This is a genomic window from Enterovibrio qingdaonensis, from assembly GCF_028683135.1.
Classification (GTDB): Bacteria; Pseudomonadota; Gammaproteobacteria; order Enterobacterales; family Vibrionaceae; genus Enterovibrio; species Enterovibrio qingdaonensis.
Window position 1 is genome coordinate 264,237 of the sequence record NZ_JAJUBB010000003.1, and the last position, 22,932, is coordinate 287,168.

The 22,932-nt window shown below is 47.6% G+C and carries 20 protein-coding genes; 9 read left to right on the forward strand and 11 right to left on the reverse strand.

All coding sequences use genetic code 11. From position 1 onward, the window contains the following. Position 1: 1 nt before the first annotated feature. From LRP49_RS06065 to LRP49_RS06095, 7 genes are read right to left on the reverse strand one after another with little or no spacing between them, the layout of a single operon-like run. Positions 2–946 (reverse strand): Gfo/Idh/MocA family oxidoreductase, encoded by a 945-nt coding sequence (locus LRP49_RS06065; protein ID WP_274140919.1) that lies wholly within the window; start codon positions 944–946, stop codon positions 2–4. Between the two features lie 10 nt (positions 947–956). Beyond that, on the reverse strand, positions 957–1,841 hold the full coding sequence (locus LRP49_RS06070) for a class III extradiol dioxygenase subunit beta (RefSeq protein WP_274140922.1): 885 nt from the start codon (positions 1,839–1,841) through the stop codon (positions 957–959). After that, a complete protein-coding gene (gene ligA, locus LRP49_RS06075) occupies positions 1,834–2,271 on the reverse strand; it encodes a protocatechuate 4,5-dioxygenase subunit alpha (RefSeq protein ID WP_274140924.1) in 438 nt (145 codons plus the stop codon). The genes LRP49_RS06070 and ligA overlap by 8 nt, the downstream gene beginning before the upstream one ends. Before the next feature lie 13 nt (positions 2,272–2,284). Further along, positions 2,285–3,334, reverse strand: coding sequence for an amidohydrolase family protein (locus LRP49_RS06080; protein ID WP_274140926.1), 1,050 nt, complete (start codon positions 3,332–3,334; stop codon positions 2,285–2,287). Then, a complete protein-coding gene (locus LRP49_RS06085; protein WP_274140928.1) occupies positions 3,331–4,041 on the reverse strand; it encodes a 4-carboxy-4-hydroxy-2-oxoadipate aldolase/oxaloacetate decarboxylase in 711 nt (236 codons plus the stop codon). The genes LRP49_RS06080 and LRP49_RS06085 overlap by 4 nt, the downstream gene beginning before the upstream one ends. 18 nt (positions 4,042–4,059) lie before the next feature. Beyond that, complete coding sequence (locus LRP49_RS06090; RefSeq protein ID WP_274140930.1) at positions 4,060–4,932, reverse strand: amidohydrolase family protein; 873 nt, start codon at positions 4,930–4,932, stop codon at positions 4,060–4,062. Between the two features lie 20 nt (positions 4,933–4,952). Then, positions 4,953–6,014 (reverse strand): 4-oxalomesaconate tautomerase, encoded by a 1,062-nt coding sequence (locus LRP49_RS06095; RefSeq protein ID WP_274140932.1) that lies wholly within the window; start codon positions 6,012–6,014, stop codon positions 4,953–4,955. A 120-nt stretch (positions 6,015–6,134) separates the two neighbouring features. Between LRP49_RS06095 and LRP49_RS06100 the strand changes: the two genes are divergently transcribed. From LRP49_RS06100 to LRP49_RS06125, 6 genes are all read left to right on the forward strand, one after another. Beyond that, positions 6,135–7,022, forward strand: a complete 888-nt coding sequence (locus tag LRP49_RS06100; protein WP_274140934.1) for a helix-turn-helix domain-containing protein — start codon at positions 6,135–6,137, stop codon at positions 7,020–7,022. A 320-nt stretch (positions 7,023–7,342) separates the two neighbouring features. Continuing rightward, positions 7,343–8,347: a sialic acid TRAP transporter substrate-binding protein SiaP gene (locus LRP49_RS06105; protein WP_274140936.1), complete on the forward strand. Its 1,005-nt coding sequence runs from the start codon at positions 7,343–7,345 to the stop codon at positions 8,345–8,347. A 173-nt stretch (positions 8,348–8,520) separates the two neighbouring features. Then, positions 8,521–9,702 (forward strand): Gfo/Idh/MocA family protein, encoded by a 1,182-nt coding sequence (locus LRP49_RS06110; RefSeq protein ID WP_274140938.1) that lies wholly within the window; start codon positions 8,521–8,523, stop codon positions 9,700–9,702. Beyond that, a complete protein-coding gene (locus tag LRP49_RS06115; protein ID WP_274140940.1) occupies positions 9,699–10,355 on the forward strand; it encodes a hypothetical protein in 657 nt (218 codons plus the stop codon). The genes LRP49_RS06110 and LRP49_RS06115 overlap by 4 nt, the downstream gene beginning before the upstream one ends. A gap of 33 nt (positions 10,356–10,388) precedes the next feature. Then, positions 10,389–11,582 carry a Gfo/Idh/MocA family protein gene (locus LRP49_RS06120; RefSeq protein ID WP_274140942.1) on the forward strand — a complete coding sequence of 398 codons (1,194 nt, stop codon included), beginning with the start codon at positions 10,389–10,391 and terminating at the stop codon, positions 11,580–11,582. Between the two features lie 52 nt (positions 11,583–11,634). Further along, positions 11,635–12,660, forward strand: coding sequence for a LacI family DNA-binding transcriptional regulator (locus LRP49_RS06125; RefSeq protein WP_274140944.1), 1,026 nt, complete (start codon positions 11,635–11,637; stop codon positions 12,658–12,660). Positions 12,661–12,675: 15 nt separating this feature from the next. Here the strand turns inward: LRP49_RS06125 and LRP49_RS06130 are convergent, their stop codons facing one another. The 4 genes from LRP49_RS06130 to hrpA all read right to left on the reverse strand — a co-directional run bounded on the left by LRP49_RS06130 (position 12,676) and on the right by hrpA (position 19,669). After that, complete coding sequence (locus tag LRP49_RS06130; protein WP_274140946.1) at positions 12,676–13,698, reverse strand: LacI family DNA-binding transcriptional regulator; 1,023 nt, start codon at positions 13,696–13,698, stop codon at positions 12,676–12,678. A gap of 99 nt (positions 13,699–13,797) precedes the next feature. Next, positions 13,798–14,658, reverse strand: a complete 861-nt coding sequence (locus LRP49_RS06135) for a DNA ligase (protein WP_274140948.1) — start codon at positions 14,656–14,658, stop codon at positions 13,798–13,800. A gap of 172 nt (positions 14,659–14,830) precedes the next feature. Continuing rightward, a complete protein-coding gene (locus LRP49_RS06140) occupies positions 14,831–15,442 on the reverse strand; it encodes a murein L,D-transpeptidase catalytic domain family protein (RefSeq protein WP_274140950.1) in 612 nt (203 codons plus the stop codon). A gap of 324 nt (positions 15,443–15,766) precedes the next feature. Then, positions 15,767–19,669 (reverse strand): ATP-dependent RNA helicase HrpA, encoded by a 3,903-nt coding sequence (gene hrpA / locus LRP49_RS06145; protein WP_274141197.1) that lies wholly within the window; start codon positions 19,667–19,669, stop codon positions 15,767–15,769. Between the two features lie 300 nt (positions 19,670–19,969). Between hrpA and LRP49_RS06150 the strand changes: the two genes are divergently transcribed. The 3 genes from LRP49_RS06150 (at position 19,970) to LRP49_RS06160 (ending at position 22,724) form a co-directional block, all read left to right on the forward strand. After that, entirely contained in the window at positions 19,970–20,326 is a 357-nt protein-coding gene (locus tag LRP49_RS06150) for a YibL family ribosome-associated protein (protein ID WP_274140952.1), read from the forward strand. A 323-nt stretch (positions 20,327–20,649) separates the two neighbouring features. Then, positions 20,650–22,350 (forward strand): phosphoethanolamine transferase EptA, encoded by a 1,701-nt coding sequence (eptA, locus tag LRP49_RS06155; RefSeq protein WP_274140953.1) that lies wholly within the window; start codon positions 20,650–20,652, stop codon positions 22,348–22,350. Between the two features lie 11 nt (positions 22,351–22,361). After that, a complete protein-coding gene (locus tag LRP49_RS06160) occupies positions 22,362–22,724 on the forward strand; it encodes a diacylglycerol kinase (protein WP_274140955.1) in 363 nt (120 codons plus the stop codon). The last annotated feature ends 208 nt before the right edge of the window (positions 22,725–22,932 follow it).

Here is a 22,932-nt window from a genome sequence, read left to right on the forward strand (position 1 = left end):
GTTACTCACCCAATGCTTTCTCGATGCGATCCAATACCTTCATGGCAATCAACGCTTGATTGACACTGGCATTTGGCTCCCTTCCTTCGCGGATAGCAGCGATAAACTCGCGATCTTGAAGTTCGATACCGTTCATGGATACATCGACCTTGCTGACATCAATCGGGTTTTCTTTACCGTCAACCAAGTCGTCGTATCTCGCGATGTAAGTGCCATTGTCGCAGATATAACGGAAGAAAGTACCTAGCGGGCCATCATTATTGAACGACAACGACAAGGTACACAGCGCGCCAGAGGTGGTTTTCATGCCGATACTCATGTCCATCGCAATACCCAGTTCTGGGTGTTTTGGTCCTTGCATCGCCATTACATCGACAATCTCTTCGCCCGTTTGATAAGCAAACAGGTCTACCGTGTGGCATGCGTGGTGCCACAACAGATGATCAGTCCAGCTGCGTGGCTGACCTAAAGCATTGAGGTTTTTCCGACGGAAGAAGTAGGTCTGAACATCCATTTGTTGAATGTTCAGTTCACCCGCGCGGAACTTCTTGTTCAAGTACTGGTGGCTTGGGTTGAAACGGCGGGTATGCCCTGCCATGGCAACCAATCCGGTTTCTTCCTGGGCATCACACACAGCTTGTGCATCTGCCAGAGAATCCGCCATCGGGATTTCTACCATGACATGCTTGCCCGCTTTCATCACTTCAATGGCTTGTTTGGCGTGAATAGGTGTCGGCGACGTAATAATTGCCGCTTCAACGCCCGGTTGAGCCAACGCTTCCTGTAAGTCCAGTGTCCAATGCGCGATCCCATATTTTTCAGCCGTTGCCTTGGTGCTGTCTTCGACACCTCCTGCAACCGACACCACCTCCACATCATCGATATTCTTCAGCGCATCCAGGTGCTTGTGACCGAAAGCCCCTTCACCCACCATAATGATTTTCATTGTCTATTCCTTAACTGTTTGGCTCTTTTGATATAGCACCTTCCGTGACCCTGTCACTCGCATTCTCTAAAATCGTCAAGCCATAATGCGAGTTTGACACCGGAGCATGGGTGAATCGGTATACTTCATCCACCTTGTCATCAAGCGCCCCGCGCATCACCAACCACATAATCGCTTCAATGCCTTCTGAACCCGTTTCACGCAGGTATTCAGTGTGGGAAACTTTCTTCGCGGCATCAGGATCATTGACCATAAGATCGAGCCAGTTACAGTCATACTCGACGTTAATTAGCCCTGCACGCTCACCCTGTAATTGGTGAGATAAACCACCTGTGCCAAAGATGGCCACTTTGGTGTCGTCGGGGAAACTATCGACCGCTTTGCGAATGGCTTTGCCCAGGTTGTAGCAACGGTTTCCGGTTGGCTGGGGGTACTGAACCACGTTGACAGCCAGAGGGATCACCTGACAAGGCCACGCCTTCGGTTGACCGTAAACAACGGAAAGTGGGACGGTCAGGCCATGGTCGACATCCATTTCATTCACAATGGTCATGTCGAACTCATCCAGAATCAGGGATTCCGCTATGTGCCATGCCAGTTGACTATTTCCCTCACAAGCAGGTACCTGACGGGGACCATAGCCTTCATCTGCAGGGTTAAACTGCGGTGCAACGCCGATGGAGAAAGTCGCAATGGATTCCAGCGAAAATGCCGACGCGTGATCGTTGTAAACAATCAAGCATACGTCTGGCTTCACCGCTTCCATCCAATCACGCACTGGCTGAATCCCGTTCACGAAACGCTGCCAGTATTCGCCTACCATGGTGCCATTATCCATCGCAGCACCTATCGATGGGATATGCGACGTCCCTATTCCGCCAACAATCTTACCCATCGTACTGCTCCTTGTTCTCAGGTTTGGCGTAATACTCTGCCCATTCCGCTTTGCTGCGGTTGCCTTCAATCGGGCGACCACCGTTCAGCATCATTTGCTTGAAGTCTTCGAACGTCATGCCATTACCTGACATGGCAGCACCTGCGTGTTGCATGGTCATGCCGTCGAATATAGCGATCTTGAAGGTGTAGTAGATGTTGCCGCCTAAACGGAGCATGCCTAACCAATCGCGTTTTAATACTGCATCGCGCTGCTCTTTCGTCATGGGAAACTTGTCGATATAAGCTTCTTCACTTTCGCGGAATTGATCTCGGTTTTCCGATTTATTTAGCGACATACAAAACATGTTGAGGTGATACCCTGCCCTCGATTTCTCACCATCGAAAACATAAGTACCGGGAATATCGTCATAATCTCTGCGCTCACGCATTACTGCTTCCTTCTCAGATCAACCCTACTTTTTTCAATCTGGCATCCATGCGAGCAAACACATCTCGGGTGTTGCCGTTGAAGACTTTCGCTTTGTCTTCAACGTTAAGCTTAGAACCATCGATGTAACGTTTGGTATCGTCAAAGTAATGCCCAGTCATTGGGTCAATGCCACGAACCGCACCAATCATTTCAGAGGCAAACAGGATGTTTTCAATCGGCACCACTTCCAGCAGCAAATCAATACCTTCCTGATGGTAAACACAGGTATCAAAGTAGATGTTGTTCTCAATGATCTCTGTTAGCGATGACAGATTGAACATGTCACACAAACCGCGGAAACGCCCCCAGTGGTAAGGCACTGCGCCGCCGCCATGTGGAATGATGAATTTCAGGTCAGGGAAGTCTTTAAACAAGGTTTTCGACATCATCAACTGTTGGAATGCCGTGGTGTCTGCCCCCAAGTAATGTGAGCCCGTGGTGTGGAAACAGCGATGACAACAGCCACTCACGTGTATCATCGCGGGCACGTTTAACTCACACATTTTTTCATAGATTGGGTAATAGAACTTGTCGTCCAATGGTGGTGCCGTCCAGTAGCCCCCCGAAGGGTCTGGGCTCAGATTACAGCCGACAAAGCCGAGTTCTTTGACGGTGCGCTCTAGCTCCGCAGCACTTGCAGCCATATCTGCATTTGGCGACTGCGGCAATTGCGCCGCGCCAATAAAGTTTTGTGGATACAGTTCAGTAATGCGGTAGATAAGCTCGTTACAGTGTTCTGTCCAATACTTACTGGTGGTTTGATTACCGATATGGTGCCCCATCCAGCTTGCACGTGGCGAGAATATGGTGACATCTGTGCCGCGTTCATTTTGAAGCTTCAGTTGCGCGCCTTCCAGACTGTCGCGGATTTGGTCATCCGATATATTTACTATTCCTTTGACATGGTCGAATAAAGGATCAATCGCCAGTTCTTTCTTTTGCTGCTCGCGGTACTCACCTAACTCATCCGGTGCTGTGGTGTAGTGTCCGTGACAATCAATGATTAACGGTTCCGTGCTCATTCCAAATCCTCCAGCTTATCCACGTAGAGAAATCCTGCTTGCTCCAATTTCGGGCGCATGTTGTACATATCCAGACCAAGAATGCCTTGTGCCAGCATGCCGCGTTTTGTTTCTTCGTTTTCCATTCGCATTTGCGCAGAAGCCAACACGGGTTCTGCCGTTGCGCGAGGCACAACACACACACCATCATCATCTGCGACAATCACATCTCCAGCATAGATAGGCTGGTCGCCACAAATCACAGGGACATTAACCGAGCCCAATGTGGCTTTCACCGTCCCCTTGATGGACACAGCTTTAGACCACACCGGGAATTTCATTTCCGTCAGATCTTTGGTATCACGCACGCCGGCATCAATGATCAGTCCTTGCACGCCTCTTGCTTGTGCTGAGGTCGCTAGCAAATCCCCGAAATAGCCATCGGTACATGGCGATGTGGTCGCAATCACCAGTACATCACCTGGCTGGCAAAGCTCGATAGCGACATGCACCATCCAGTTATCACCCGGCTGCGCTAATACAGTGACTGCACTGCCCGCGATTTGCGCGCCTTTGTAAATCGGGCGCAGTTCGTGGTTAAGGTTACCCGTGCGTTGTTGTGCTTCATGCACGGTCGCACTGCCACAAGCAGCGAGGCCTTCAATCACTTGAGCGTCGGCGCGTTCTATGTGTTTTACCGCTACGCCTTGAATGGTTCTCATAGACATACTTCTGTCCTTGCGTCTTTAGTCATCAAATCCGTAAAGTCTTGCTGGGTTATCCACCAGAATCTTTTTCTGGGTGGTCTCATCACGTGCAATCAAAGGCACGAGATCCAACAAATCCGCATCGTTAGGCATGTGTTTTTTGATATTAGGATGCGGATAGTCAGTGCCCCAAAGCACTCGCTCTGGTGCCACTTCCACCAAACCTTGTGCGTAAGGCACTGCATCGTAGAAAGGAGGAGCAAGCGCGATACGCTCAGAACCACACACTTTTACCCACCAGCTTTCGCGGCGCATAAACTCCAGCAGGATCTGATATGCCTGTTGACCGACACCTTCGGAAGTCGGTACACGCCCCATATGGTCAACCACAATGGTCATGTCGATACGGTTAAAGAAGTCTTCATACTTAATGATGTCTTCCGCATTCACGTGAATGACCAAGTGCCAGCCGTATTGCTTCACACGCTCGAGCACTCTGGCCATCATTTCCAGGTTTGGCGCACCGCCAAGATGGGTAACAAAGTTAAAGCGAATACCGCGAACGCCACCTTCATGCAGATCTTGAAAATCGTTGTCGGTAAAGGTGTCATCCGCCATACAAACACCGCGGTAAGCCCCATTACTCGAAGCAATCGCATCCATCATGGCGCGGTTATCTCGACCATGGCAGCTCGCCTGTACCAGCACTGCCCGCTCAATACCCAGCGTATCGTGAACACGCTTTAGCGCATCTTTACCCGCATCTGGCGGCCAGTAGGTCGCGGTTTCCGCATAGGGAAACTGTGCATGAGGACCGAACACATGACAGTGGGCATCACACGACTTAGGTGGAGCCACGAAACGCGGCGTGCGCGTGTTGTTATCTGGTGGCATACAGCTTGGTTTGGTCATTCCATGACTCCTGATGTTTTTTATGTATTAATTGGGACGAAGAGTTCGCCTCTGGCGAGCAGTCTTGCGGTTCTCAGCAGCCCGGCTTTGGTGACATTTCCTTGATCGTCAAATGTCAGTTCCATTGAAAACTCTCCGGACGGGTGCTCTACAGAGATGGTCTTCACGTCCCCATCGGGGATCTCGACAATGCCTTCTGCCACGTTTCCGGGCATGGCAGCTGCGGTCGCGACAGATACCGCACCGAGAACACCGATTGCGGTGTGGCAGACTCTTGGGATAAAGGTGCGTGAGCAGATGTGCCCACCGTCTACAGGTGGCGAAATAAGGCCCATCTTAGGAACGACTTTGTCAGTCACATCTCCCAGACCCATTGCCTCACCCGCCTGCAAGCGAATTGATTCAATTCTGGCTTTCAGTGTTTCGTTAGCGTTAAGTTCATCGGCCGATTCATAGCCAGAAGCACCAAGGTCGGACGCGCGCATCAACACAACTGGCATACCGTTATCAATACAGGTGACCTCAACGCCATCGAAGGTATCTTTGATATTTCCGGTAGGAAGCAGGCTGCCTGTTATGGAGCCCGCAATGTTCTTGTAGTTGCAAATAACAGGTGCTGACGTTCCGGGCACGCCATCGATAGCCGCGTTACCTTCGTATTGCACTTTTTGATTCGGCGTTTGTACGTCGAGGTCGCAACGGTTGCCGCTGTTCAGCATATTCACGTGTACAGTCGTCACGCCTTCTTCGGCATCGACCAATCCGTTTTCGATTGCAAATGCGCCAACGCCAGCGAGAATATTCCCACAGTTTGGAGAGGTATCAACGCGGTTCTCGCCCACCACCACCTGCACAAACAGATAGTCGACATCACAATCAGGCAATGATGATGGAGAGACGACAGCGACCTTACTTGTCAGTGGATGACCGCCACCGAGACCGTCTATCTGACGGGCATCACGACCAACAGCATCGAGAATAACCTGATCGCGTAATGCTTCGTTTCTCGGTAGATTAGAGGCCAAAAAATATAGCCCTTTAGAACTACCACCGCGCATTTGCATGTAGGGAACTGACAGCATCTCTCACCTTCCTTGTGTGCTTTAGGAAACAGCATAGGCATGATATCGCTCGCAATAAATTCAACTTATTTACATTTTGTTGTACATTTTTAACATCCCACATTCTTGAGGTTGTATTGAATGGCTGATATTCCCCACTACTTTCTCTATGGTGAAGAGCTTCCTGAAACCGCGCCGGACTACATGCACATTGCGCGTTTAGAGCAATCGCTGCCCAAGCACAATTGGGAAATCCATCCACACCGCCATGACAACCTCCACCAGCTGATGATTCTCGAATCTGGCTCCATGCATGCGCATATTCGCGATAAAAGTGCCGAACACCATGGCCGCTGTGTACTTTCCATTCCCGCCAAGGAAGTCCACGGTTTTGCCCACCAGCCAGGTGTGACAGGGTTTATTGTTTCTGTCAGCCACCCTTTTATGATGAGTCTATTTAACGATGCAGAAAGACAAGGCCTCGCCCAACTTTTTCGGGAGCCAATGGTCGTGCACTTGGATGACGAAACGGACGAGGGAGAAATCACAAGAATGGGCGAGCGGCTACTCGAAGAGTTTCATACGCCTAAGATCGGCCAGGCTTCGATCATTGGCGCTTACTTGAAGATTGTGTTTGTGATGCTAGCGCGGCACAGGCAGCGCGGTGACATTCAGGAAAGCAGCGATGGCAAAACCGCATTATTTGAACGTTTCGTCCGTTTGGTAGATACCCATGCCACCGAACATTGGCAAGTTAGCCAATATGCTGAGGCGTTGGGATTGAGTCAGGGGCAACTCAACCGCATCTGCCAACGAGCGGCAGGTCAACAAGCGTTGGCAATTGTTCATGAGCATTTATTGGATGAGGCAAAACGCTTGCTAGTTTTCACTCAATTGTCTGCCAAAGAGATTGGCTACCAGCTTGGATTCAAAGATCCTGGCTACTTTTCCCGATTTTTTCAGCGACATACCGGACAAGCCCCCAAGCAATTCAAAACGCGGGTAACGGAAAGTCAGCGTCAAATTTAACATTCGCTATGCGATAAAACTCATTAAAAAGGTTTTTCTAACCTTTGCGGGAAAAAGATCTTCTGAATTCACAGACAACTTTCACATCATTCAGATACCGCCTAACTTTCTATTCATCTCATTAAAAATCAATCCAATAGCTGAATAGCTTCTTGTCGATTTTTTCTTACACCCATCAAGTTATGATGTTTTTCCATCATTTCTGATGATTGATTTGTCTCATTTAAAATACTGTTAACATCTTGCTAACCAAAAATAACAAGACCAATAATGAAGTGGAATGGAATGCAAACCAACAACACAATGCAGGGGTAATAAGCATGAGATCGACAGCACTATTGGCACGACCAAAACTGAAGCAAGTGTTTACAGCGGCAGCGATGGTCGTTGCAATGGGCGCAACCTCGTTCGCTCACGCGGCAGACACCAAACTGAGAATGTCTGCTTCAGCGTCGGCGACTGACCAACGCGCAGTTGCGATGACCGAAGTATTCGGTCCAGCCGTTTCCGACTTTGCTGAGTTCGAAGGACACTGGAACAGCTCACTGTTCAAACAAGGTACTGACCTAGAAGCTATTGCACGTGGCAACTTGGACATGACCATCACATCCGCGCAGGAGCTTGCTGAGTTTATTCCTGCATTCTCCATCTTCTCAGCAGGTTACGTTCACCGAGATGCAGAGCACCAGAAGCGCGTATTCGCAGCAGACTTCATGGACGATCTGAAAGAAGAAGCTGAAGATCTACTCAACGTGAAACTGTTGAGCGTGATGTATCTCGGCCGCCGCCACGTTAACCTTCGCGAAGATTTTGAAGTAGCAACGCCTGCAGACCTGAAAGGCGTGAAACTGCGTATGCCAGGTACCGATGCATGGCAGTTTTTGGGTAAAGCACTCGGTGCAAACCCAACGCCAATGGCTTTCGCAGAGGTTTACACCGCGCTGCAAACTGGCGCGGTTGACGGTCAAGACAACCCGCTACCAACGGATAAAGATGCCAAGTTCTACGAAGTCACCAAACAAATCGTTCTGACCGGTCACCTGGTTGACCTGAACTACATCGCTATCTCTAAAAAAGTGTGGGATAAGTTCACGCCAGAGCAACAAGCGGTGCTACAAAAAGCCTCTGATGACGCAGCAGAATCTGCTCGCCAAAAGCAGCTTGCACTTGAAGCAGAACTGGTTCAGTTCTTCAAAGATCATGGCTTAAAGGTTTACGAACCAAATCTGGAAGCTTTCCAAGAGACAGTTCAAGGTGCCTACCTAAACTCTGATTATTCTGAGCAATGGCCAGACGGTCTTCTGGAGAAGATCAACGCGCTTTAATGTAAACCGACACTAAGTCAACTGGCATCGTGGCAGCAGTATCGCTGCGGTGCCTCTTCTTCACTTTCCCTACCCAAGTAAAACGAGAGCCGTGGCTGTGCTTTGGGTGCGCTCATCGTGAGGAAAGTGAACATCACACAATCAGCAATCCCAAGACAGCTCTGAGTACAAACATGGAAAAGTTTCGAATCGGCTTAATCGGATGTGGCGTTATCAGTGACAAGTATCTAACGACTTGCCAACAGTTCGACTTGCTCGATATTGTCGCTTGTGCCAGCCTGAATATCGAAGAATCACAACAAAAAGCCGACGCCTACAACATCCCGCGTGTATGTGCGCCGGATGAAATCATCAATGACCCTTCTATTGATTGTGTATTGAACCTCACTATTCCCGAAGTTCATGCGCAGATCTCCATCGCCGCACTTAATGCAGGGAAACACGTTTACTCTGAAAAGCCGTTCGTGACTGACTTAGCGGATGGAGAAGAAATTCTCGCCCTTGCAAAGGCAAAAGGCCTTTATGTGGGTAACGCCCCCGATACCTTTCTTGGAGGTCGACTTCAAACCTGCAAGAAACTCATTGATCAGGGCGTGATAGGTCAGCCAACCGGTGTGATGGCCTGTGTACCAACCCGCGGAGTAGAACGTCACCACCCTAACCCAGATTTTTACTACCAAAACGGTGGCGGCCCTTTGCTGGATTTGGGGCCTTATTACCTGACAGCAATGGTTGCACTTCTTGGCCCGATCACCCGTGTATGCGGTTTAGCTAAAAAGACGCTAGATGAACGCTTAATTGAATCCAAGCCCCGAGTTGGCGAGAAAATTCCAGTGAATGTCGATACTCACATCAATGCGCTTCTTGAATTCGAATCCGGCGTTCAGGGCTCCTTGATGGCAAGTTTTGATGTGTGGGACTCCCAAACGCCCCGCATGGAAATTTACGGCGAAAACGGGACGCTTTGCATCAACGACCCTGACCCGACTGACGGCTTCAACATCTTCGGCGGCCAAGTGCTTTATAAAACACGTGAAACGGCTCGTTGGGTTTATCGCCCACGGACACCCAATCTCGAATTTTGGTCTGTCGCTGAAAATACACACGGTTTTAATCAAGAAGCGCGTGGACTCGGGTTGCTTGATCTTGCTTATGCCGTGAAGAACCAGCGTCCTGCTCGTGCCAATGGAAAGCTTGCACAGCACGTCTGTGAAGTGATGTTTGGCATTCTCGAATCCGCAAAAACAGGCCAGTACTATCAAGTTAAAAGCCGTTGCGAGTCGCCAAGTGCTTTACCTGAAGATTTCCCAAGGGTAACAGACTCCGGTAGTGAAGATGGAGCCAGAGCATTATGAGCCTTGAAACACTTAATTTTGCAGAACCCTTTTTCACTGTGAAATACATCATTGATGAGCCTGAAATCATTATTTCAGACAAAACCATCGTGCTGAATATCGCTGAATCTCCGCTTTATGTAGCGGGTATGTGGTTGGCACCGTTTCAGTCCATCATCTCCACCGACGTCACGCTATACAACGTCGAAAAATGTGTTCTTGTTGAGCGTTTCGATGATTTCGACGATGAAAACACACTGTTGGAAAAAGTACGAAACACTTGGCCTCTGGCTTATGAAGTTCGTCGTGAAGAACGCCTTAAAGGCGTTGGGCATTACATGTCGCCGAAAAATGCAGTCGGTAATGTTCAATTCAGCATGTATCACGCCTCAACCGTTCCTCTGAATGTAGGGTTACACAAGAACCATGTGCATTTAGGCGGTGAGGAACCTCAGGAAGTGCATACACAAATCGTTGGGTTCGGGAAAATGCAGCAGTGCCGCGAGAAAGACATATCAACCCTGTTTCTTGAAGAAACCATGGCGCCGGGTTGCACGCACAAGCCCATGTTTGATGCTGAACTGAGCTATCCGTGGCACCAATATGAAACCATTACGCCAGGCATATTTATGGCGATTGAAATTCTAACGTCCGGCAATCCCATCCCAAGGTAAATCCGACGTTAAGCCCAGAATAAAGGATTCAAAATGGCAACACGATTACTACCAGAAAACATAGATTTTGAGGGAGCTTTCCCCGCCCTATCACGTCGCCTTAGGATTGGCATCGTGGGCGGCGGAAGAATCGCCGTGACACAAGCGATGGCAGCAAGACTAAGTGACCGTTGGGAGATCGTGGCTGGTGCTTTGTCCTCTAACCCTGAGCAAGCAAAATCCCGTGGGGCACAATGGTTTCTACAAGAAGACAGGTGTTATTCGTCATATCAAGAAATGGCGGAGAAAGAATCCCAGCGTGAAGATGGCATTGATGCCGTGATGATAACCACACCCAACCATGTTCACTTTGAAGCAGCAGAAGCTTTTCTGAATGTGGGTATTGATGTGCTCTGCGATAAACCGCTCACCAATGTGTATTCAGAAGCTGCCGACTTAATCAAACTTACAAAGTCTACGGGACAAGTGTTCGGTGTTTGTTATGCCATGTCCTGCTTCCCCATGATTCGTCAGGCACGTGAAATGGTGAAAAACGGCGCAATTGGCAAGGTAGTGCAAATCCACGTGGAGTTTATGCAGGATTGGATGATCCCCGATGATGTCGGTGAAGCCGCACATGTGAAATGGCGCTTAGACCCAAAGAAATCTGGCTCCACCAGCTGTACCGGCGATATCGGCACTCACGCAGCCCAACTTGCCACTTTCGTATCAGGGCTAGATATGACTGACCTTCGTGCAGAAATGCATGTCTGTGGCGCGCCAAAACCGCTTGAAGACACGGTTTTTATGATGACCCGCTACGAAGGTAATGTACCGGGAACTTTAATGGCAACACGTATCGCTTCCGGTAACCGCGGAGGACTGCGCTTACGTGTTTTTGGTAGCGAAGGGGGCATCGAGTGGGATATGGAAAATGCAGAACAGCTCAAGTACAACAAATATGGTCAGCCTGACAGCGTATTAAGCCGCGGCCAGGGACATGGTATCTACCCTTCCGTTGAACGATTTGTTCGCACTGGTCGCGGCTTCCCAGAAGGATTAATCGAAGCATGGGCAAACCTCTACACCGAATTTTCCATGGCAGTAGCTGCTAGAAAAGACGGCATTCCCACACCAGAAGGCTGGCTCAATTATCCGACAGTTGAAGACGGAGCAAAAGGTGTAATATTCATTGAAGCATCCGTTGAATCAAATACTTCAGGCGGCTCTTGGGTGAATTGCCAATGAAAGAAGCAGTAGCGGGACCTTTCCGCCAAGCATTTAGCCTAGGGAGGTGCGATTGGCAAAGCGAATCACAATAAAGCAAATCGCGGAAAAAGCGAAAGTCAGTGTTGCCACGGTTGATCGGGTGATTAATCAACGTGCGCCTGTAAAAAGCGCAACAACCAAACGCATTATGGAGTCAGCGAAAGAACTAGGCTGGCGACCGCCTGCAGTATTTGAAGCTGCTATGCAGGAATCTAATGTAATCCGCCCAATCAACGGTGTTGTGTTGCTGCAGAAAAATATCTCCCCATTATGTGCTGCAGCCTTTGAAAACAGTGCCCAGTCGATTCTGGATCCGGCAAGCAGTATATCGGTCGATGTGATTGACGACCTCGACCCTGAAGTCATTGCCACCCGCATGATCAAATTGGGGAAAAAGCATGATGTCATCGTCGTCACGGCTGTTGACCACCCTTTCATCTCGGCGGCCATCGACAAACTAAAAAGCAACAACGTACCTGTTATTGCCCTTCTTTCTGACCTCACCTCTCCCAATGTCGCAGGCTATGTTGGCACCAATAACCGTATGCGAGGTCGCACGGCGGCATGGGCAATGCACAGATTTTGTCGTGACAGAGGTTCCATCGGGGTACTTATCGGTAGCCACCGCTATTTAAGTCAAGAAGACCGCGAGATAAGCTTTCGTAGTTACTTCCGCGAAAAGGCCCCTGCGTTCAGGTTGCTAGAGTCAATACCCACATTAGATGACGAGCAGATGACGTATGAGGCAACGAAGAAGCTACTTCGAGAATATCCCGATTTAGTCGGTATTTTCAGCGCGGGTGGAGGCAGTAGCGGCACACGTAAAGCCATTCAAGAGTTCGGCCGTGACCAACCTCCTTTTTACGTATCCCTAGAGCTTGCGCCACAATCTCGCATCGACCTATTACAAGGGGGGATTGACGTTATTTTATCTGGCGATTTTGGACAGATTGCAGAAGAAGCAATCCAAATGATGATTGATGTGAAACAAGAAAGATTCACTGAGAAAAAAAACAAGGTCCTACCGTTTTATATCTACACCAGCGAGAATATATAAATGCAAAAGTAACCTTTAAAACATAGATAGATCGTCGTTAACCTGTAGAAGCGTTTCACCCTCATCTAGTTCAAATTCAAGCGGCTCACTCTTCAACGTTTCTCCTTGAAGCATGGCCAGAAGGGAAAGCACAGCTTTCTCGCCTGTTTCTCTGTCAGGAGTAATGATGCTTGCAAGGCGTGGCATAAGAGATTGGCCAATATCCAACGCATGAACACCTGCAATACCGATTTCGTCCGGTATGGAGATATTCAAGTTTTGACATTCCAGCAGAACACCCGCTGCGAGTTCGTCATCTGTACAGAAGAAGGCATCCGTTTCTGGATAGCGGTCCAATACTTTTCGCGTCATTTTTTTTGCTAGCGATACGGAAACCTCTGATTTTGCAGAAAGGCTCTTGGGTTCAAACCCCGCCTCTTCCATCGCCATAATGTAGCCTTGAACCTTACTTTGCGTTTGAATTCCTTTCTTTGCACTTAAACAGATGATTTTTTTATATCCCCTCTCAATCATCAACGAAACCATGGACAGTGCCGCCAGTTCATTATCAATGCCGACTCTTGCTCGATGCTCACCTTCTTCCGCATCCAAGATATCCACGTACGGGATACCCGCCGTTTCTATCATTTTTAACGTGCGTTCAGAGTGTTCACTTTCAGCGAGAATGAGTCCATCAACATTGAACGACAACAAAGTTTGTATACGCATCTCTTCTGACTCAGCTTCAAACCCACTGTGTGCGACCATTACTTCATAACCAGACACTGCAGCCGACTTTTCTATACCTTCGATAACCTGCTGAAAAACCGGATGCTTTAATGAAGGTAAAACGACGCCAAGGGTGCGACTTGCGCGGTTGGATAAGATATCAGGCACTCTGTTGGGTATATAACCTAACTCATCCAACGCAATTTGAATTCGCTCCCCCGTTACCTTTGCCACACGATTTCGGTTACGCAGATATCGACTCACTGTCATTTTTGTCACGCCCACAAGGGATGCGACATCTTGCAATGTTGGACGACGTGGTTTCTGCATTGGAACCTACCATGGCAAAGAAGAAGGTATTACATAAGTTTCTGAACAGAAGTTCTTTTTCGCCAACAGTAAGTGCCAAAGTGTGAGCTTATAGGGGTTTTATTGTTTGGTAATGTCCACTCTGACAAACCGAGCAAATTTGGGAATGCCATTTTTTGTAAATCCGTTGTGTCGATAAGTCACCATTGCCCCTAAAGGCGGTGGATTCTCTCTTTGCTGATCGGAAAAACCAGTGCCAATCTTAAACGTCTTTCCGTCCGCCAATTTCACTATGAGAGAGCCCATACGGCCACGGTGCTTGCCTTTTCCATTTACGTAGCCAATCACCTCGGCTTCGGCGTCCTGCGATATCTTCATTTTTATCATTGCATCAGACCGACCCTGAAGATAAACCTGCTTTCGATGCCGCAGCATTAGGCCTTCTCCGCCGTTTCGATCGGTTTCTTGTAATAAAGCATAGATGCGGTTTTCACTGATAGCGGGATAATGCGGAATATACCCAAGCTGATCTGCGTTTAGATCAATCACCAATGCGCGTAACGCCTGATACCGAGATTCGAATTCACCAACATGATAAGGAAGATCAAACACCATAAAGCGAATAGAACGCCAAGCTTCATCCTCCGGATAGTCATCCATCACAACGGACATCGTGTGCTCAAACAAGCCACGCCCTGCCCATAACTCTCCTTCCAAAGCCACATTTGGGAGGCGTTGGGTAAACCACGTTGGCGCGGCAATCAAATTCCCTGCTCGGGTCAGCAATTTTTCTCCGTCCCAAATCGCTCTGATCCCATCCAGCTTTTCGCTGTATAGATAGTTGCTCCAATCCGTATGGATACCTTCTTGAAACTCCTTAGCAAGTTGAGGCTGAAAGGTTGATGGGATTGCACTCGGGGAAGCCATCGCATTTGGCAGCGATAAAGCCAAAGTCGTTGAGATGATTATTGACGATTTCATTGTTATATCCTGACGTTAACTGACATTGAGAGTTAACGTGAAGCGTTCTGTTCGTCTAGTTTCAAAGGTCAGGATAAGAAGCATTTTTAAGTTAGGTGTAAATGACCGAAATAACATTCAATAAAAAAGCGCGTTCTCTCGATACGCGCTTTTCTAATACGTTTACTGACAACTAAGCAAATGCGTAAATATAAGTACCGTCTTTTATCGTATTAATCACTTTCTTGGAAAGGTATGTCGGCAATGCAGGACAACCCCAACTTCTGCCAAGCTGCCCTGTTTTCGAAATCACTTTTGGGTTTGCATACGATGCACCATGGATAACGATGGCGCGCTTACGCGCATTATCATTCACACCTTTCGATAACCCATCTAAACGCAACGAGTAGCCATGTTTCCCATAGTAGGTTTCCGCTGCACGGAACACACCAACAGATGTTTTGTGGGAGCTGATTCGGTTAGAAAACTTCGTTGCATAGAGGCTGCCACTGTTCTTACCGTGTGAGACGTATGACGAATACAACACTTTGCCTTTATGCGCATCAATCACCCAAAATCGCTTTTGGGAAGACGGTTTTCCATAGTCTATCAAGGTAAAAATGGGCTTTTTCGTTGGGTGAGATTTGAAGTGGTTATAGGCCTCTGCAAACTTGTTATATTCCAACTGATGCGTCAGTCCAAGTTCACGATACATGGCATGTGCGTTCGGCAAATCCGCAGCAAAGGCCATGCTAGAAATACAAAGCAATACCAGCGCAATGATGGCTTTAAACGCCTTAAACATGGTGTTCCCCTAACAAGGTACAAATTTAAACAAAACGGTAAACTGCTCAATAAAAACGTCGCTTTGTTGTTCCGTGTACCAAAATTCGTGCCAGTAGGCTTGCTGCCACGAAGAGTTGTTCTGATTCAATAAGTTGGTTTTTGTGAATCCACGTTTAACAGTTGTAACCCTGTTTCACCGAAGATTGAGCGCAAAATAAGCGGCTTTAATTTGCCGCTTTCGGGGTATGTTGCCATAGGTTTAGAAAATAAAAAGCCAGCACTGAGGCTGGCTTTAGGTTTTTAATCGGATGTGCATCGATTATGAAACGCCACTGTAAAGGCCTTAAATGGCGTCGATGGCGTTCTTAATTCGCTTATCTGAAATCGGATATGGCGTCCCCAATTGCTGAGCAAAATAGCTGACGCGAAGTTCTTCGATCATCCAGCGAATTTCTTTCACTGAAACAGGGACTTTCTGCCCTTTCGGGATTTTATTCAGCAACTCTTTATAGTCATTGGTGATCGATTCGATCTTCAGCATGTGCAAACGATCTTTGTTTGGATCAATCGGCAGTTTTTCCAAACGACGCTCAACCGCCACCAAGTAACGCTGAATATCAGGCAGTCGTTTGTAGCCACACTCTGTCGCAAATCCTTTAAAGATAAGCCCTTCCACCTGCGCTTTAATGTCTGAGAGCGCAAATGCCATCGTGAAGTCAATTTTGCCTTTCAGCTTCTTATTGATGTTAAAAGCGGTCGTCAAAATTTGTTCCACTTGCTTAGCAATGTCTACCACGGTATCGCCAAGCTCAGCACGAACGTACTCTTTCAACGCTTCAAACTCTTCAGGTTGCCACTTCAGTCCACCTTGAGACTCAATAAGTTTATCAACACCACACGCGATACAATCATCGATGAGATCCAGGACGCGTCCATACGGGTTGAAGTACAAGCCCAGCTTAGATTTATTCGGCAAATTGTCGTGCAGGTATTTGATCGGAGACGGCACGTTTAACAAAATCAATCGGCGCTGACCTTGCTGCATCGCTTGGTGCTGCTCTTCTTCCGTTTCAAACAGCTTTATCCCTACCGAATCTTTGTTGTCGATAATTGCAGGGAAAGCACGAACTTCAAAGCCACCACGTTTTTGCTGATACATTTGGGGCAATGAACCAAAGCTCCACGTCGTCAGGCCTTGTTGCTCAATATCGTCATCAGCCACCTGAGAAAGCGTTTCTTGCACCTTCTCTTTCAAACCGTCTTTCAGCTCGTACAAATCGAAGCATTCATTCAGCTTACGATTCTTATGATCGACGGCGCGATAGGTTATTTTCAAGTGCTCCGGCAACTGATCCAATTGCCAGTTTTCACGCAACACCGTTGTTCCCGTCATACGCTTAAGTTCTTTCTCAAGCGCATCCAACAATGGCATTTCCATTGGTTTGACACGTTGAAGGAAAGCGGTCGCATAGTTTGGCGCAGGCACAAAGTTACGTCGTATCGTTTTAGGCAGTGATTTAATCAATGCCACAATCAGTTCATGACGCAATCCCGGGATCTGCCAATCAAAGCCGTCTGGCTCTACTTGGTTAAGCACCGGCAATGGCACGTGCACGGTTACGCCATCGTGGTCTTCGCCCGGCTCAAATTGATAGCTCAATTTGAGCTTCAGGTTGCCTTGATACCAGAAGTTCGGGTAATCCAACTCTGTGACGTGGCTGGCATCACCCGCCAACAACATGGCTTTTTCAAAGTTCAGAATATCCGGCGTTTCGCGACTTACTTTCTTCCACCACGTATCAAAATGACGACCAGAAACAACGGTATGATCGATACGCTGATCGTAGAATTCATAGAGCGTGTCATCATCAACGAGAATGTCACGGCGACGTGATTTCTTCTCAAGCTCCTCCACTTCCGCCAATAGCTTGCGGTTTTGGTGATAGAACTTGTGTTTGGTATCCCAATCGCCTTCCACCAGCGCAGAGCGTACGAAGATTTCACGGCTAATGACTGGGTCGATGTTACCGTAATTCACCTTACGTTTAGGAACAATCGGGATCCCATAAAGCATGATTTTTTCATAGGCAAAGACAGCGGCTTGCTTCTTCTCCCAGTGCGGTTCGCTATAGCTACGTTTAATCAGATGTTTTGCTAACGGCTCAACCCACTCTGGTTGTATTTTGGCGGCCACACGCCCCCAAAGTTTGGCGGTTTCAACAAGCTCTGCAACCATTACCCATTTAGGCTGTTTCTTGAAAATGCCGGAGCCAGGGAAAATGCCAAAACGCGCGTTACGTGCACCTTGGTATTCATTTTTCTCTTGGTCTTTCAGGCCAATGTGAGAAAGCAAACCCGCCAACAAGGCCATATGGACAGATTGGTAATCCGCCGGTTCCTGATTGATTTTATAGCCTAATTCGTGAACAACCTGACGAATTTGGAAGTGAACGTCCTGCCACTCACGCACACGCAAGTAGTTCAGGTATTCCTTTTTACACTGCTTACGGAACTGATTACCTGACAATTCTTTTTGTTGTTCTTTAATGTATTCCCACAGGTTTACATAGGACAGGAAGTCAGACTCTTTGTCCGCAAAGCGGCGATGTTTCTCATCCGATTGCTGTTGTTTGTCAGAAGGACGCTCACGCGGATCTTGGATTGACAGCGCAGAGGCTATAACCATCACTTCGTGTAGCGCTCCAAGCTTGGCGGATTCCAACACCATACGCGCAAGACGAGGATCGATAGGAAGACGCGCTAATGCACGACCAACATCCGTTAGATGTTTAGGATCGTCCTTCGCTTTGCCCTCTTTCATTGCGCCCAGCTCTTCAAGCAAGCGAACACCATCTGAGATGTTGCGGCTATCAGGCGGCTGAACAAATGGGAACGCAGCGATATCGCCCAAACCAATTGCCGTCATTTGCAAAATTACAGAGGCTAAATTGGTACGCAGGATCTCTGGGTCGGTAAACTCCGGACGAGACAAGAAGTCATCTTCCGAATACAAGCGAATACAGATACCGTCAGATACACGACCACAGCGACCTTTACGCTGATTTGCACTCGCCTGAGAAACAGGTTCAATCGGCAGTCGCTGTACTTTTGTTCGGTAGCTATAACGAGAAATCCGCGCTGTACCTGGGTCAATAACATACTTGATGCCAGGCACGGTCAACGAGGTTTCGGCCACGTTGGTTGCCAACACAATACGACGACCAGTGTGCGACTGGAATACGCGGTTTTGCTCGGAAGACGACAGACGCGCGTAGAGCGGCAAGATCTCGGTATCACGCAAATTACGTTTATTAAGCGCATCTGCAGTATCACGAATTTCTCGCTCACCGTTCATAAAGATCAGAATGTCGCCCGGACCTTCATCGTGCAGCTCATCCACTGCATCGAAAATCGCCTGTAGCTGATCACGATCCGTGTCATCACTGTCTTCGACTAGCGGACGATAACGCACTTCAACAGGATAGGTGCGGCCTGACACTTCGATGATTGGTGCACCACGGAAGTGATTTGAAAAACGCTCTGGATCGATGGTCGCAGACGTAATGATCAATTTCAGATCAGGACGCTTCGGCAGGAGTTGTTTCAAATAGCCAAGGATAAAATCGATATTCAGGCTGCGTTCGTGTGCCTCATCGATGATGATGCAGTCATACTGATTTAAATAGCGGTCATGCTGGATCTCTGCCAACAAGATACCGTCAGTCATCAGCTTAACGCGAGACTCCGCTGATACCTGATCGTTAAATCGAACTTTGTAACCAACAGTTTTACCTAGCTCGGTTTCAAGTTCTTCAGCAATACGTGTCGCAACAGTGCGTGCCGCCAAACGGCGTGGCTGAGTATGGCCAATCACGCCTGACACACCAAGACCCAGCTCCATACAAATTTTCGGAAGCTGTGTCGTCTTACCCGAACCGGTTTCACCCGCGACAATAACTACCTGATTATTGGCAATCGCTTCTGCGATATCGTCTTTTTTCTGACTAACAGGGAGAAGTTCAGGGTATGTGATATTTGGCGTTGCGCTGAGGCGTTGCATACGCACTTGCATGGACTTAGCAATATCCATGGCGATTTCATCAAAGACAGCCTGTCGGGCTTCGTCTTTCTTAATGCGCTGCGCGCCCTTAATGCGTTTGCTGAGACGGAATTTGTCTTTCAGCATGCAGTCATCAAGTGCACCGAAAAGTGTTTTTGCGTTATTTTGATGGATTGAAGCGGTCAATTCTGTATCCGGAAATGCTTTTATTGGTGAAAATCCATTCACGTTACGTGCTCACTCCTTGGTGTAGCTCAGTAACGTCTGAAAAATTGCGACGATTCTACCACAATAATGCGTATGTGATTCAGGGAGACGGTGAATTCACTCACGAGAAAAGCGATGCCCTGAAGGTGTTTCCAAAAAAAGTGCAGAACTCAAGCACATTGACGTCCATCTTGAAGGCTCAACCTCTTCAATGTGATGATAATCACAACTAGCTTGTGATATACTCGCCGCCTTTACAAATCAGAGTATTCGATCGCCATGAGCATGAAACAAGAGCTACAACAACAAAAAAACCGTCTGAATAAAAGCCAAATTAAATTGGATGCCGCTAAGTCTCGTGGCGACGACGCAATGGTGACTAAATTCACCAACGATATCGAAGATATCAACAAGAAAATCAGCCAACTGACGCACAAGCAAAGCTTTGAGCTGAATAAAGAACGTAAAACTCTGCTTGATATGCCATTTTCACGCGAAATTACCAAGCAAGAGCAAGCTGACATGGGCAAACTGAAGAAGTCTGTAAAGGGCTTGGTTGTTGTTCACCCGCTTACCAAGATTGGTAAAGAGCTAAAACTAGACGTTGTAACTGGCTTCGCACCAAAAGCATTCTAAGCGACTCGTTACTTGCGCCATTCTTTGTCTTTCTTCGATGAAGAATGGCGTTAAACGCCCTCTTTCCTTCTGGTTTATAAACACTTAGTCCAAATTATCCTCCTTGCTCTGTCTTTCACGTCGCTCGCTCGTTTAAACAATCACCTTCTCTCATAGTTGGGATCTTTCAACCACTAAGAGCCTTCACGTCCAATAGACCATCTACGCTATAAAAGAAATCACATTTCATCGCTTGGTAATTCTCAGAAACTCGCCGTGAGCACCTCGACGAATTTGGTAACTTATTTTACCCATTTACATTTAGTTACATTCTTGAGGGTGGTATGCAAGAATACGCCGCCTGTGATGTAACCCAAGGTTTGGTTTCCCCTATGAAGCGTCAACTCTCTTCCGCTTTTTTCATTTTCTGTATTGCCTTGTTTTTTGCCTCCGTGCAAAACACAGCATTGTGGCAGCATCTTTGGCAAATTCTCACGGCCTCTCAGCATTTTGACATTGCTTTTTTGGCAACAATTCCTGTGCTGATCTTGGCCTTGTGCTTTGCCATTTTTACACTGCTCGTATGGCCGATTATCTATAAACCGATTGTTATTGCTTTGCTTGCATGCTCGACGCTCGCCACCTATGCCATGGTCTCCTACGGGCAATACTTTAACTACGGCATGATCGTTAATATCTTCGAGACCAATTCCAGCGAAGCCACCAGCTACCTTTCTGTGTCTGTCTTTCTGTGGCTCTTGTTCTTGTTTTTCATTCCAAGCGTCTTTGTCTTGCTAACGAAGGTGCGCTTCCCTTCAACATTTCGCGGGTTGTTGGCCCAAAAATTGGTGATGTTAATCGTGTCTGTCGCTGTCGTTGGGGCCATAGCGTCTGTTTACTACAAGGATTATGCCTCTTTGGTAAGAAATAACAGTGAAATCAAAGCATTGATAAATCCAACAAACTATCTGAGTGCGTCGTTTAGGTATGCCAAGTACCGTCTTTACGAAAAGAATATTCCGTTCAAAACAATTGGTACCGACGCAAAAGATATGAATACCAGCGGCGCGCCAAATGTCATTGTGCTCGTTGTAGGCGAAACCTCTCGCGCGATGAACTATTCATTGAATGGTTATGACAGAGACACAAACCCGCACCTTTCTAAACAAGGCGTAGTGAGTTTTCAGCATGTTACCTCTTGCGGTACAGCAACCGCGGTATCTGTACCCTGCATGTTTTCAATCATGACTCACGATAGTTATAACGCAACAACCGCAAGACATCAGGAAGGTGTTTTGGATGTTTTGAAGCACGCCAATGTTGATGTTAGCTGGATTGACAATGACGGCGGCTGCAAAGGTGTTTGTGACCGTGTAGAACATATGAATATTGATGCCAGTGCATTTCCAAAATCATGTAGCAATGGTACCTGTTATGACGATGTGCTCTTGAATGGTTTGGCCGATCGCGTGCGCAACGCCAAGCAAGACACCGTGATCATATTGCACCTGATGGGTAGCCACGGCCCTACTTATTTCGAAAGATACCCACCGGAGTTCCGCATTTTCACACCTAGTTGTGATACGGCGGATATTCAAAACTGTAGCCGCCAAGAAGTATTGAATACCTACGACAACACGATTGTATATACCGATTACATTCTTAGTCAGGTCATCGACATTCTAAAAGGGGCAGATCAGTCACACCAAACTGCAATGTTGTATCTATCAGATCATGGCGAATCACTTGGCGAGGACGGTATTTATCTGCACGGTCTTCCTTATGGCATCGCCCCTAAAGAGCAAAAGTCTGTCCCTATGATTTTATGGATGTCTCCCCTATTCAAAGAGGATCATAAAGTCGACCTTACGTGTTTGGAGCAAAACGCGAAAGAAAACCAATATTCACAAGATAACCTGTTCCATACCCTTCTTGGCATGGCGTCGGTATCGACAAAAGTCTATCAACCTTCTCTGGACATGCTGTATCACTGCGAAAAGCATTCAGATGCACAGCAACAACCATCGTCTAACCTTGCCAACTGAAAGAGTCTAGGATGAAGAAAACACAGCCTAAGGGGCTAACCAGAATAATCAATGCGTCCAAGTATTCACTGAAAGGCCTGAAAGCTGCATGGCAGAACGAAGCGGCATTTAGACAAGAGTCCGTTCTCTTGATCATCATGTCTGCGGTTACTTTCTTACTTCCTGTTTCTCATTTAGAACAGCTAGTTATGGTGGCCAGCCTTTTTTTAGTTGTCATTGTAGAGCTGCTCAACTCGGCTATTGAAGCCGTTGTGGATCGCATTGGCCCAGAGCACCACGTGCTAAGCGGTCGAGCGAAAGATATTGGCTCGGCGGCTGTCTTCGTCGCCCTTGTTCTCGTGGTCATTACTTGGGGAAGCATTCTATTGCTCTAGTGGTAACTAACGCTAACAGGTGTATGGCCCAACCATGCATCTGTTAGCATATTCTTACAGTACTTTTTAATGATGTCTGCTGCCCTCCAAACTTACCATTAGCTCCATTTATCGCTTAATGCATTGTTATATAAGCATTACCTATCAACACACAAACACGACATTCGTACGACTTTAGGATAATGTCACAAAGATAAGACATCCACGG

What these genes read in the sequence shown, in the direction of transcription:
- LRP49_RS06080 (WP_274140926.1), bottom strand. Translation starts at nt 3,334, where the DNA reads ATGAGCACGGAACCGTTAATCATTGATTGTCACGGACACTACACCACA.
- LRP49_RS06120 (WP_274140942.1), top strand. Translation starts at nt 10,389, where the DNA reads ATGGCAACACGATTACTACCAGAAAACATAGATTTTGAGGGAGCTTTC.
- LRP49_RS06130 (WP_274140946.1), bottom strand. Translation starts at nt 13,698, where the DNA reads ATGCAGAAACCACGTCGTCCAACATTGCAAGATGTCGCATCCCTTGTG.
- LRP49_RS06100 (WP_274140934.1), top strand. Translation starts at nt 6,135, where the DNA reads ATGGCTGATATTCCCCACTACTTTCTCTATGGTGAAGAGCTTCCTGAA.
- LRP49_RS06150 (WP_274140952.1), top strand. Translation starts at nt 19,970, where the DNA reads ATGAGCATGAAACAAGAGCTACAACAACAAAAAAACCGTCTGAATAAA.
- LRP49_RS06085 (WP_274140928.1), bottom strand. Translation starts at nt 4,041, where the DNA reads ATGTCTATGAGAACCATTCAAGGCGTAGCGGTAAAACACATAGAACGC.
- LRP49_RS06070 (WP_274140922.1), bottom strand. Translation starts at nt 1,841, where the DNA reads ATGGGTAAGATTGTTGGCGGAATAGGGACGTCGCATATCCCATCGATA.
- LRP49_RS06090 (WP_274140930.1), bottom strand. Translation starts at nt 4,932, where the DNA reads ATGACCAAACCAAGCTGTATGCCACCAGATAACAACACGCGCACGCCG.
- LRP49_RS06115 (WP_274140940.1), top strand. Translation starts at nt 9,699, where the DNA reads ATGAGCCTTGAAACACTTAATTTTGCAGAACCCTTTTTCACTGTGAAA.
- LRP49_RS06095 (WP_274140932.1), bottom strand. Translation starts at nt 6,014, where the DNA reads ATGCTGTCAGTTCCCTACATGCAAATGCGCGGTGGTAGTTCTAAAGGG.
- LRP49_RS06140 (WP_274140950.1), bottom strand. Translation starts at nt 15,442, where the DNA reads ATGTTTAAGGCGTTTAAAGCCATCATTGCGCTGGTATTGCTTTGTATT.
- LRP49_RS06065 (WP_274140919.1), bottom strand. Translation starts at nt 946, where the DNA reads ATGAAAATCATTATGGTGGGTGAAGGGGCTTTCGGTCACAAGCACCTG.
- ligA (WP_274140924.1), bottom strand. Translation starts at nt 2,271, where the DNA reads ATGCGTGAGCGCAGAGATTATGACGATATTCCCGGTACTTATGTTTTC.
- LRP49_RS06160 (WP_274140955.1), top strand. Translation starts at nt 22,362, where the DNA reads ATGAAGAAAACACAGCCTAAGGGGCTAACCAGAATAATCAATGCGTCC.
- LRP49_RS06110 (WP_274140938.1), top strand. Translation starts at nt 8,521, where the DNA reads ATGGAAAAGTTTCGAATCGGCTTAATCGGATGTGGCGTTATCAGTGAC.
- LRP49_RS06105 (WP_274140936.1), top strand. Translation starts at nt 7,343, where the DNA reads ATGAGATCGACAGCACTATTGGCACGACCAAAACTGAAGCAAGTGTTT.
- eptA (WP_274140953.1), top strand. Translation starts at nt 20,650, where the DNA reads ATGCAAGAATACGCCGCCTGTGATGTAACCCAAGGTTTGGTTTCCCCT.
- LRP49_RS06135 (WP_274140948.1), bottom strand. Translation starts at nt 14,658, where the DNA reads ATGAAATCGTCAATAATCATCTCAACGACTTTGGCTTTATCGCTGCCA.